The organism is Mesorhizobium yinganensis, from assembly GCF_040081985.1.
In the GTDB taxonomy this organism is placed as follows: Bacteria; Pseudomonadota; Alphaproteobacteria; order Rhizobiales; family Rhizobiaceae; genus Kumtagia; species Kumtagia yinganensis.
Map to the genome: position 1 here is coordinate 1 of NZ_JBEBMH010000065.1, position 10,851 is coordinate 10,851.

8 protein-coding genes and 2 pseudogenes are annotated in these 10,851 nt (G+C 61.1%); 3 read left to right on the top strand and 7 right to left on the bottom strand.

Going from position 1 to position 10,851, the window contains the following annotated elements; genetic code table 11:
* The first annotated feature begins 292 nt into the window (after positions 1–292).
* Positions 293–655 carry a hypothetical protein gene (locus ABMA59_RS36470; protein WP_349010228.1) on the top strand — a complete coding sequence of 121 codons (363 nt, stop codon included), beginning with the start codon at positions 293–295 and terminating at the stop codon, positions 653–655.
* On the opposite strand, the gene ABMA59_RS36475 is transcribed toward ABMA59_RS36470, so the two are convergent.
* Together ABMA59_RS36475 and ABMA59_RS36480 are read right to left on the bottom strand one after the other, a co-directional pair.
* On the bottom strand, positions 620–1,141 hold the full coding sequence (locus tag ABMA59_RS36475; RefSeq protein ID WP_349010229.1) for a toxin-activating lysine-acyltransferase: 522 nt from the start codon (positions 1,139–1,141) through the stop codon (positions 620–622). The two genes, ABMA59_RS36470 and ABMA59_RS36475, sit on opposite strands and share 36 nt — an antisense overlap.
* A gap of 17 nt (positions 1,142–1,158) precedes the next feature.
* Positions 1,159–4,548 carry a beta strand repeat-containing protein gene (locus tag ABMA59_RS36480; protein ID WP_349010230.1) on the bottom strand — a complete coding sequence of 1,130 codons (3,390 nt, stop codon included), beginning with the start codon at positions 4,546–4,548 and terminating at the stop codon, positions 1,159–1,161.
* Positions 4,549–5,317: 769 nt separating this feature from the next.
* Between ABMA59_RS36480 and ABMA59_RS36485 the strand changes: the two genes are divergently transcribed.
* Entirely contained in the window at positions 5,318–5,752 is a 435-nt protein-coding gene (locus ABMA59_RS36485; RefSeq protein WP_349010231.1) for a FecR domain-containing protein, read from the top strand.
* A 3-nt stretch (positions 5,753–5,755) separates the two neighbouring features.
* Here the strand turns inward: ABMA59_RS36485 and ABMA59_RS36490 are convergent, their stop codons facing one another.
* Entirely contained in the window at positions 5,756–6,565 is an 810-nt protein-coding gene (locus ABMA59_RS36490) for an adenylate/guanylate cyclase domain-containing protein (protein ID WP_349010232.1), read from the bottom strand.
* On the opposite strand from ABMA59_RS36490, the pseudogene ABMA59_RS36495 reads away from it, so the two are divergent.
* Positions 6,461–7,194 (top strand): annotated as a pseudogene (locus ABMA59_RS36495) (IS5 family transposase). The gene ABMA59_RS36490 and the pseudogene ABMA59_RS36495 sit on opposite strands and share 105 nt — an antisense overlap.
* Here the strand turns inward: ABMA59_RS36495 and ABMA59_RS36500 are convergent.
* The 4 genes and pseudogenes from ABMA59_RS36500 to ABMA59_RS36515 form a co-directional block, all read right to left on the bottom strand.
* Positions 7,171–8,544: a CHASE2 domain-containing protein gene (locus tag ABMA59_RS36500; protein WP_349010233.1), complete on the bottom strand. Its 1,374-nt coding sequence runs from the start codon at positions 8,542–8,544 to the stop codon at positions 7,171–7,173. The pseudogene ABMA59_RS36495 and the gene ABMA59_RS36500 sit on opposite strands and share 24 nt — an antisense overlap.
* Positions 8,541–9,242, bottom strand: coding sequence for a Crp/Fnr family transcriptional regulator (locus tag ABMA59_RS36505; protein ID WP_349010234.1), 702 nt, complete (start codon positions 9,240–9,242; stop codon positions 8,541–8,543). The genes ABMA59_RS36500 and ABMA59_RS36505 overlap by 4 nt, the downstream gene beginning before the upstream one ends.
* Before the next feature lie 515 nt (positions 9,243–9,757).
* Positions 9,758–10,660 (bottom strand): annotated as a pseudogene (gene katE / locus ABMA59_RS36510) (catalase); the annotation flags it as partial.
* Positions 10,661–10,673: 13 nt separating this feature from the next.
* The coding region (locus ABMA59_RS36515; RefSeq protein WP_349006645.1) for a transposase at positions 10,674–10,851 on the bottom strand (178 nt) is incomplete at its 5' end.

The window sequence follows — 10,851 nt, forward strand, 5'->3', positions numbered from 1 at the left end:
CCGACAATGCCGCGCGCCCGGAAGCCGAAGCGGTCCGTCCGCATCCATCCCGGCCTTTCCCGACGGCGGTCACGCCATCCCCGACATCAGCCGAAGATCGAAATCCCAATAGCCATCGCTTCGTGGCCCGCGGGTTCGTTCCTCGGCGACTTTCGTACGCCTGCCGGCGCCCGAAACTCTTCACGCGAGGGGACCGTCCGGTTCAGGGCTGTGCGCAGAAATAGCTGTCGGTCAGTCACAGGCCATTTCCGACAAATTTGTATGCGCTGCTATCTCTCACGGGAAGCTGCAGATGAGCATCGTCAATATCGCTGAGCCTGATGAACCTGCCAACTTCTATAAGGACACGGAGCGCATTGCGTTGCTGATCCTCGCCGTGCCCATGCACCCGCTCAGCCGCCGCCGGATTGCCGCCATGCGTACCGGAGCAGCTCAAAGGAATAATACGGTGGTGCAAGGCTATTGTGAGTTTTGTGCCATATTTGATAAGATGCGACCATTGTTGAGAGCATCATTGTTAATAAGTCCGGCGAATTGCGCACGTTCGAATGCGATCCCATTTCCGGCGCACATTTCATACTCAGGTCACTTCATGCAATATCGACAGTCACGCGGATTGTCAGGCGACCATTTTTCTGGCCTCGCCTTCTACTGAAATATGGCCGGCGACAAATTCATTGATCTTGATGCGCACTGGCCGTGTTCTTCCGTCCGTATAGAGTCGCTTGAAATAGGCCGTTTCCTTGCCAACCATGGCCTGGCGTGCCGCGTCGAGCACGAAGCGGTTGATCTGGGGCGTATTCGCCGTCCAAGCATTGAAAATGATGCAAGGGCCATCTTTGGCGTCGTCATGTGAAAAATCCGCTCGACCCTCAACCCAGGCATCGGCAGTCTTCTTTGTCGCGAGAGCCCAGCCGAGAAAGCCGACGACGCGGTCCTTTTCGTCTAGAACGAACCGATAGTGTTTCCGGTTGATCTGTCCGGTGAGAATGCGCGACCATTCGCCGAAGCGAAGCCGGGCGAAGGCCGGCCTCGTCATCAAGTGGCTGACGGCCAGTCCGAGGGCTACCCTCGGATCCCGCGGCCGGTAAAGCCGGTGGGCGGGGCGGGGCGCCTTTGCCACATCCGCAATCACATTCATATCCATCTCATCGATCCCTAAATCACCAGAAAATCAGCATTGGTCATGGCCAGGCCAGCGCCAACGGTGGCAAAGCGGACAGCGGCCGTTGCGCCTGTCCCGTCCTGGTCGTAGCTCAATGCACCCGTTCCGGAATCATAGATGATGCGGTCCAGACTGTCGGCCGCCGCGGCACCGATATGGAACGCAGTTGCAGCCAAGGCTCCCGGCACGCCGAGCGCGGTGAAGAAAAGATCATCGAGCCATATCGTATCGTCGGATACGGTGAAGTCGGTGATGACGTCGACATTGCCGGCGGCGTCGAGGGCGGCGTTGAACGCGAAGTTATCGTTTCCCGCGCCGCCGCTCAGCGTGTCGTTCCCATTGTAGCTCTTGATAGTATCACCGCCGCCTCCGCCGCTGATGATATTAATTGCGTTGTCGGCATTCAGCGCGTCAGAAAAACCTGAACCGACCAGATTTTCGACCGACGTGTAGGCATCGCCAGCCGCATCGCCCCCGTTGATCGTCGGGTTGGCGAGGCTGGCGATGACGCCGGAGGCAGCGCCGAGATAGGAGGCGGTGTCGTTGCCGGCGCCACCAAGCAAGGTATCGGCCCCTGCGCCACCCACAAGAATGTCATTCTGGTCGCCGCCTTCGAGCGTGTCGCCACCCTCGCCGCCGAACAGAACATCGTCGCCCTCCTTTCCTTCTATTGCATCGACACCGCCAAGGCCGGACAGCACATTGCCGGCGGCATCGCCCAACAACTCGTCTTCATAGTTTGAACCGATCACGCTCTCGATCGACGTGAACGTGTCATTGTCGCCGCCACCCGTACTGATATCGATCTGTACCTCGTGGCCCGATCCGGCGTAGGAGGCGGTGTCGATACCGTTGCCGCCGTCGAGCGTGTCATAGCCGTCGCCGCCGGTGAGGACATCGTTCTGCTCGCCGCCGTCGAGCATGTCGTCGTCGGCGCCGCCGTAGAGCACGTCGCTGCCGTTGCCGCCTTCCAGTGTGTCGAAGCCGCCGAGACCGCTCAGCACATCGTTTCCGCCGTTGCTCAAGATTATGTTGTCGGCCGCGTTGCCGCTGATGACGTCATTGAACAGCGAGCCGATCACCAGTTCGATCGTCGACAACGTATCGCCCTCGGCATGCCCGCCTGACCCGGTCCCTTCGGCAAGGTCCAGCGTCACGCCTTCAGTCGAAAAGAGATAGGACGCGAGGTCGCTGCCGGAGCCGCCGTCAAGCGCATCGGCGCCTTCGCCGCCGGTGAGAATATCGTCCAGTTCGCCGCCCTCGATGGTGTCGGCGCCGCCGCCGCCCGTCAGCACGTCGTGGCCACTGAGGCCTTGCAGCAGATTGTCAGCGGCATCGCCGGTGATCGCGTCCGAGTGGGTCGAGCCGGTCACGTTCTTGATGTTGGTCAGCGTATCGCCCTCGGCCTCGCCGTCTTCGTTCACACCTGTGTTCAGGTTGACGTTCACGGCATAGGCCGAAGTGATGTAGTCGGCCCGATCGATGCCAGCGCCGCCGTTCATCTCGTCCGCGCCGATGCCGCCATTGAGCACGTCATTATTCGCAGCGCCGATGAGTTCGTCTTCTCCGTCGCCACCATAGAGCGTGTCGTCGCCGCCCTGGCCGTTGAGGGTGTCGCCGCTGGCGAAGCCGGTAAGGACATTCGCCCCGCCGTCTCCGGTGAGCGTATCGGAATAATAAGAGCCTGAGAGGTTTTCTATCGAGTCGAACGTGTCGCCGGTCGCGTCTCCGCCGGAAGCCGTTCCGTTGAGCAACGAAATCGTCACTGCGGCGCCAGAGGACCCATAGGCCGCCGTGTCGCTCCCCTCCTCACCAAAGAGGGTGTCTGCGCCTTCGTCGCCATAAAGCCAGTCGTCGTCTTCCCAGCCATGAAGCACATCGTCGCCCGTGCCGCCATGAAGCGTGTCCTCGCCGCCGAGCCCCTTGAGCACGTCGCGATCACCCAGGCCGTAGAGCTCGTTTGCTCCGTCGTCGCCGTCGATCGCGTCAGCATATTCGGAGCCCCTAACGTTCTCGATCGAGATCAAGGTGTCGCCGGCCGCGTCGCCGCCGGCCGCGGCTTCCGTGAGCAACGAAATGACCACCCGGGCGACTGACGTATCGTAGTCGGCCGTATCGGTTCCGCCGCTGCCATCGAGTTCGTCGGCGCCTGTGCCTCCCTCCAGCCAGTCGTCGCCGTTCCAGCCGAGCAATTCATCATCACCGCCGTCGCCAAACAAATAGTCGCCCGACTGCGGGATGGTGAAATCAGGCGGTGCCCCTTCATAGGCGTAGAGTTGGTCGTTCTCGTCGCCACCCTCCAGCCAATCCTCGCCGGCGCCGCCCTCCAGCCTATCCTCGCCTTCGCCGCCGAGAAGCGTGTCGTCGCCTCCCAGCCCTTTGAGGGTGTCGTCGCCGTCACGTCCGTCGAGTATGTTCGCCTCGTCGTCGCCCTCGATCGTATCGAGATCGAAAGAGCCCGTGACGTTCTCGATCGAGATGAACGTGTCGCCTTCCGCGCCGCCAAGGGCCGTTCCGTCTTTGAGTGAAATGAAGATGGCGCCCAGGGTGTAGACAATAGTGTCCTCGCCCCCGCCGCCGTCGAGGGTGTCAGCACCTGGCCCGCCGTCGAGCGTGTCGTCGCCGGCACCGCCTTCCAGCACATCATCATCGGTGTCGAGGTCGTTCTCCCCGTTGGAGTAATAGGTCAGGTCGTCGAAAGAAAATTGAGCTGCCGTGCGGGCGACGTAATCTCCATCGAGATAGTCGTCGCCGCCGCCGCCAACGAGCGTATCGCTGCCCGAACCACCATGGAGATCATCATGATCGTCGCCATCGCCGCCGTCGATCACGTCGTCGCCTGAACCGCCGTAGAGGTCGTCAACGCCGCCCAAGCCGTCGATGATATCCTCGCCGGAACCTCCAGTGATGGTGTTGCCGCCGCTCGTGCCGGTCAGCGTGTCGTCGAAACCCGACCCGCTCACATCTTCAATGCCAGAGATCAAGTCGCCGGTCGCATGGCCGCCGCTGGCGAAGCCTGTGGAGAGGTTGACGGTCACGCCCCCTGAGGAGCCCATGTACAGGATTTCGTCGATCCCCGAGCCGCCGCTCAGCACGTCGGCGCCCGCGCCGCCGAAAAGCGTGTCGTTATTGTCTTCGCCGTAAATAAAATCCACACCACCCTCGCCGTAGAGAGTGTCGTTGCCGTCATCACCGTGGAATATGTCATTGCCCCCGCTGGCCCGGACGTCGTCGTCGCCCTCAAAACAGAAGAATTCGTCGCCGGTATTGTCGAAAATCAACGCCTTGTCGTTGGTGAACATGTTGTTGTCGGTAAAATCCAGGATGAAGACGTCGAAAGCGTCGCCGAAATCGTCATCACTTGTTCCGTAAAGATTGGCCATCGTCGTGCCTTTCCATGAGGGTGAATGTCGGCGCCACGCATCCTGCTGGCGCGCCGGCGGTTATTCGTCGGCTTTCAGCGACCTCGGAACCGAAAGCTTGGCGATGCGCTCCACCGCAATGCCACACGTCGCTCGTCGTCTTGGACAGGCTCGCCTGAGACATCGCTTGATGCACGTTCCGGAAGTGGGGCGGTGGTTCCGGGCTGCGTATCGCGGACGTCAAACCGCGTCGCCAGAAGGATCACGTTCGCGTAGGCTTGGAAGTAATACTGCAACATGTTCCGCTCCATTCAGCTACACCGGGTGCCGGAAGGAACCGAACCAGCGTGGCTTTCGACGCTATGGAACCACAAGCAGTGTCGTCGCGCTGTTCCCCTGGGAACACCTGAAAATCCCGGTTGCTTTTAAGGAGCGACAAGCAAGCTCAAAGAGGCAGTCGAGCAGACCGACCAGTTCTTCCGTTGACTGGGAGCCTTGCAGTATCAGGCGACCGCATCCGATAATTTGAAGAAGGAGCGTATCGTGATATTTGAGACAGAAGCATGGCATTAGTTTTACGCCGTCGGAGGGATGATTGCCGATGGACTTGAGGAATGCGCGGTCCAGGGCCGTCATGAGCCGACGTGCTTTTGTCGGGTCCTTGGCGGGCTGTGTCCTTCCCGTCCCGGCCTTCGGCGCCGCGGCAGCGGCTGGATCGGTCGAAGCGCTGGCCGGCGAAGGGTTCGCCGAGAGCGCCGCCGCTCGGCGCGACCTCGCGCTAGGATCAGACGTGTTCGTCGGCGATCTCGTCGGAACCGGAACAGACTCCCGACTGATACTGCGTCTCGGAGCGGCGACACAAATCAAGCTAGGTGCCGAAGCCCGCGTCCGGATCGACAGCTTCATCGCCAATGCCGGGGGCGTTCTGGAACTTCAGAGCGGCGCCCTGCTGTTCGAAGGTGACGCGCAGGACGGCGGCAGCATCGCGGTCCGCTCGCCATTCGCTTTGATCGCGGTCCGAGGAACGCGCTTTTTCGCAGGCCCAAGCGCCGGCGTGTTCGGCGTCTTCGTCGTGCGCGGGCGCGTTGATGTGACGGCCGCTGGACGGCAAGTCGAGGTTATGGAAGGAAGAGGCACCAATATAGCGAACCCGGGTGCGCCCCCGACCGATCCTGCGAACTGGGGCGAAAGCCGCGTGCGGCAGGCGCTCGCTTCGGTCCAATAGGTATCAGGCAGGTTTGCCGTCGCGCGTCGTGAACACCTCTACCAGGCCGCTGCGGCCACGCAACGCGATTGCCCCAAGCGAGTGGAGGCATTTTGGATCGAGCCGTTCGGCCGCATTCGGGCCGATGCAAATCGATGATCCGAGGGCCTTGTTGGCTGCTTCGAGGCGCGCAGCGGTGTTCATTGCAGTGCCGTGCGCCGTGTAGTCTAGCTTCCGTCCACCGCCGACATCGCCCACGATGACAGGGCCGGTTTCGATGCCGATCCGCGTACGTCCGAGGCCAAGTTCCCGTGCCAACGGGCGTGATCGAACGTCCTCCGAAATTGCCAGGATGGCGATCGCGCATTCGAAAGCATGCCTGGGATGTTCCGGCAGATCGAGGGGCGCGTTGAAGATCGCATGGACGCCATCCCCGACGATTTTTTCCACCATCCCTCCATGCGCCAAAACGGTCCGGGTGACCTCATCCAGATAGTCGTCGAGGAGCGCGACGAGCTTGCGGGCCTCGGAACGCTCCGTCATCGCGGTAAAGTCCTCAATGTCGGTGAACAAGGCCGTGATCTCGCGTGCCTCGCCCTCCAGTCTCACTAGGCGTCGTGGACAAAGGTTGACTGGAGAATCCGTTTTTTGATTCAAGGCTTCTTTTTGGAGGGAGCCTTGGGCGAACGCGTTGGACTGACGGACGAGGAATGGGCGCTGATCGGGCCTTTGCTGCCGCCTGAGCGCGGACGCGGGTGTCGGCCGGCACAAGACAACCGGCTCTACTTCGAAGGCATGATTTGGATGGGGCGCACGGGTGCGCAGTGGCGACATCTTCCCGACGAGTACGGCAAGTGGAACAGCGTGTTCCGCCGCTACCGGCGATGGGTCGAAACCGGCGTGTTCGATGCCATGCTGGAAAGTCTGGCGGAAATGGTCGAGCGAGATAGTACCGCCGACATGATCGACAGCACGATTGTCCGGGCGCATCACTGCGCAGCCGGCATAAAAAGGGGACTCAGCAGACGGAGGCGCTTGGTCGGTCGCGCGGCGGCTTCACCACCAAGCTGCATGCCCGCTGCGACGCCAGAGGCCGCCCGCTCGGCTTCGTCGTGACGGGCGGAGAAGCGCATGACATCAAAGGCTTCGCGCCGCTGCTGCGGATGATCGCAGGCAAGATCGAAGCGCTTCTGGCCGACAAGGGCTACGATGCCGACGCCATCAGGGAGGCGTTGGCGAAGGCCGAGATCGAGGCCGTCATCCCGGCCAAGCGCAACCGCAAGGACCCCGCGCCACACGATGCTGAGAAATACAAGTGGCGAAACCTGATCGAGCGGCTGTTCAACAAGCTCAAGAACTGGCGCCGCGTCGCCACCAGATACGACAAGACAAAGGAATCCTACCTTGGCTTCGTCGCCATCGCAGCAGTCAAGCTTTGGTTACCCTTTGTCCACGAGACCTAGATTAGGGCTTTCAACGATCCGCCTGACGACCGCCGGCGCCAGATGCTGTTCGAAGCGCTGCCGCAGCGCGCGCGCACGCTTTTCGTTGGCGACATGGGCAGCCAGTGAAAACATGCCGAACGAGGCAAGTGCGACGGCAACGGGGCCGGCCGGATCGAGTAGCAGACCTTGCACCCAGAACAGGGCCGCCGATCCAGCAACCCAGGCAAAGCTCGCCGCAATCATCACGAGGACTGCGCCTAACGGGCGCAGCCAGAACGTCGATGCTGCCGCGAAAATCGCCAACGCTATCGTGGCCGCTGCCTCGATCGGCCGGATATGCGCAGGGGTCGTCGGCAGAGGACCACGGAGAAACATTTCGATCGCGTCCGCCTGAATTTGAACGGCGGGCGTCGCGGCCGAGGCCGCGCTCACGCGCAAGCCGCCCGCCTCCGGTGCGCTGCTTCCGATCAGAACGACCTGGTTCACAAGGCGCGCACGCAAGGCTGGATCCATCATCACAGCTGCAGCCGAGATCGTCCTGCGCTTCCAGACTGCCGTGCCGGTAGGCACGATACGAAACTGCGCGTCGGGATCGAGCGGCACTGCAAGCGGGCCAATCCGCATTGTCGGCGGAGCCTCCTCGATCAGGAAGCCGGATGCTCCGAGACCCAGCCGCAAAAGCTCCACGGCAATGCCGGGCCGCAAGGTTCCGCCTGCGTTGACAAGGAGCGGAACCCGGCGGATTCGCCCATCCGAGTCAGGCAACAGCACGACCGCGCCGAATCCCTTTGCGACCGCGGCAATCGCAGGCGACGGTCCAATCACGGATTTTGCCGTCCAAATCTCCGGCAGCCATGGGCGGCCGCGCAACAGCACTGGAGTGCTCGGCAGAGCGTTTCCGGCCTCATCCTCGTCCAGGACGAAGCCGAAGACAGTGGGGACCAGGCCTGCGGCTGCGGCGATTGCGTCGTCCCCGGAAGTACTCTTCAAGCCCGATGTGCCCGCGCGGTCAAATGGCTCCGTCAAGTTGTAAGGGATCAAGCCTGGCGCCGGCTTTTCTATCCTGTCGAGCAAGACGTCCAGCCCGATCGCAGCAGGCTCCGCCTGCGAAACAGCGCGCAGAAGCTCGGCAAGTAGCTTGCGCGGCCAAGGCCAGGAACCATATCGCGCAAGCGTGTCGCGATCGATGTCCACCACCATCAAAGCCGGGGCCTCGGCGGGTTTCACGAGCCATGGCAAGAGCACGTCGAAAGCACCTTCGCGGAAAGTGTCACGAAAAGCGCCGGCGCCGGAGAGCCAGGCCACGACGAGCCCTGCCGACACAAATGCAGATACGGCCCTCAGGCGGTATCGTCGCGTCGGTATCACGGAATGTCCTCGGAGATCGCCAAGAGTTTCTGGATGTCGCAGGTCAGCCGGCTCCCATGCCGACGGATGGCTCCCGCCTCCTCGAGATGGTGGAAAGCCACGTTCACCTTGGGTCTGCTAGCGCCTAATACAGCACCGAGTTCAGTCTGAGACAGAACGAGCGAAACCTCCACAGTCGTCGACATTGATGACATCTGATCGGAAAGGGCAAGTAGAAACCGGGCAAGGCGCGCCTCGATCCGGTAGAGGGCAATGCTTTCGAGTTGCTCCGAGGTGTCGCGCAGGCGCTGACACAAAAACTGGATCAGATCCCGGCTAATAGCGGGGCGGTGCGCAATAAGGTTAGCAAGGTCGGCTTTGCTCAGGACGAGCACCTCGCTTTGGGCCAAGGCAGTCATGTTGGCCGTGCGTGTACCTCCATCCAAAACGGCAATTTCGCCGACCATCTGGCCAGGCCCGGCAGTGCGAAACGCGAGTTCGCGTCCATCAGGCGAGAGGACCGAGATCTTCATTCGACCTGATAGAAGAATATAAAGCTCCTCGGCATGATCCCCTTTAGAAAATACGAGTTGGTTGGGCGCAAAATTCCGAGGATGAAAAAGGGGAACGACGGCGACAATATCCGCCGCACTCATCGTGCCAAATAGTGGCACTTCCAATTGCCTGATCAGGTCAACGATGGACGCTAGCCGCTGCATGATGACCTAGCAATTGCCCATCGCCGAATAATGCGGCGCTTTGTGCCATGTGGCAATCAGGTTTTGCATCGCCTGTCGCTCTATCCGCGCGCGTTCCGAGATAATTGTGGCCGCAATGTCCGCTTTCGGGCAGTGACAGATCTCACGGCGACGGCCGAGATTGGGCGCATTGCCGCCAAAGGTCGTAAGCCGGACGAATGGCAGCATTCCCGACGCAGCCGTCCAGAACCTGCCGTTCCGTTTCCCACCCCCTGCACGAACCCGCTTCGCGGGAGGGGCGCCTTGGCCTGAGATGGCGTAGTCTTCATAGCCTTTGAGCAGGTGGCGGGGGGCGATCTGACCATGGAGTTCCCTTCAACGAGAGGAACTCGCCATGGCTACCCCGTCGACCGATGCAACCGTTTCGCCGCTTCGCCAGCGCATGCAGCACGACATGGTCATGCGGGGCTTGGGCTTCCACACGCGGCAGGACTACGTTCGCCACGTCAAGTGCTTCGCCGCGTTTGTCGGCCGCTCGGCATGCGATCGAGCACGAGGCGACCGACCGGGATCGGCGGTAGCAGTTCTTCCGGGATAAGCTTGGTCGGATCGAGAACGTCGAAATCGAAGCTGTCGGCGAAATCCTGGTCGAATAGCTGGAGCTTCAATTCCCATTCCGGGAAATTTCCGGACTTGATCGCGTCCCACAGGTCGCGGCGATGAAAATCCGGATCGGCGCCGTTGATCTTGACCGCCTCGTTCCACACGACCGATTGCAAGCCCAGTTTCGGCTTCCAGTGGAACTTGACGAAGGTCGACTCATCCTTCGCGTTGACCATCCTGAACGTGTGGACACCAAACCCTTCCATGAAGCGGAACGAACGTGGGATCGCCCGGTCCGACATCACCCACATGATCATGTGCATGCTTTCGGGGGTGAGGGATATGAAATCCCAGAACGTATCGTGTGCGGATGCCGCCTGCGGAAACGCACGGTCGGGCTCCGGCTTTACCGAATGGATGATGTCCGGAAACTTGATGGCGTCCTGGATGAAGAAGACCGGGATGTTGTTGCCGACAATGTCCCAGTTGCCTTCCTGCGTGTAGAGTTTGACTGCAAATCCGCGCACGTCTCGGGCCAAGTCGGCCGATCCCTCACTTCCGGCCACGGTGGAGAAGCGAACAAAGGCCGGCGTTTTCTCGCCGGCGCGCTGGAAAATATCGGCGCGCGTGTATTTGGCCAGCGATTCATAGGTCTCGAAATAGCCGTGCGCGCCATAGCCACGAGCATGCACCACGCGCTCCGGTATCCGCTCGTGATCGAAGTGGAAGATCTTTTCGCGAAAATGAAAGTCCTCAAGTGCGGTAGGGCCGCGCGCGCCAATCTTGAGTGAGTTCTGATCGTCGGAAACAGGCCCGCCCTGCGCAGTTGTTAGAGTCAGTTCGGACACTTTATGATGGATTACAAAGCCTTCTGATCATAAGTCGGATGGAGGCGAGTTTGAGGAAGGCAAGCGCCTTTGCGTTGAGGCATTCCCAGTCCTTGGCCAGGCGCCGACAGCGGTTAAACCATGCGAAGCTGCGCTCCACGACCCAACGTTTCGGCAGCACGACAAAGCCCTTGGCCTGA

Excerpts from the sequence above, each read along its gene's own strand:
- ABMA59_RS36490 (WP_349010232.1), bottom strand. The coding sequence starts at position 6,565 with ATGTCGCCACTGCGCACCCGTGCGCCCCATCCAAATCATGCCTTCGAA.
- ABMA59_RS36475 (WP_349010229.1), bottom strand. The coding sequence starts at position 1,141 with ATGAATGTGATTGCGGATGTGGCAAAGGCGCCCCGCCCCGCCCACCGG.
- ABMA59_RS36480 (WP_349010230.1), bottom strand. The coding sequence starts at position 4,548 with ATGGCCAATCTTTACGGAACAAGTGATGACGATTTCGGCGACGCTTTC.
- ABMA59_RS36470 (WP_349010228.1), top strand. The coding sequence starts at position 293 with ATGAGCATCGTCAATATCGCTGAGCCTGATGAACCTGCCAACTTCTAT.
- ABMA59_RS36505 (WP_349010234.1), bottom strand. The coding sequence starts at position 9,242 with ATGCAGCGGCTAGCGTCCATCGTTGACCTGATCAGGCAATTGGAAGTG.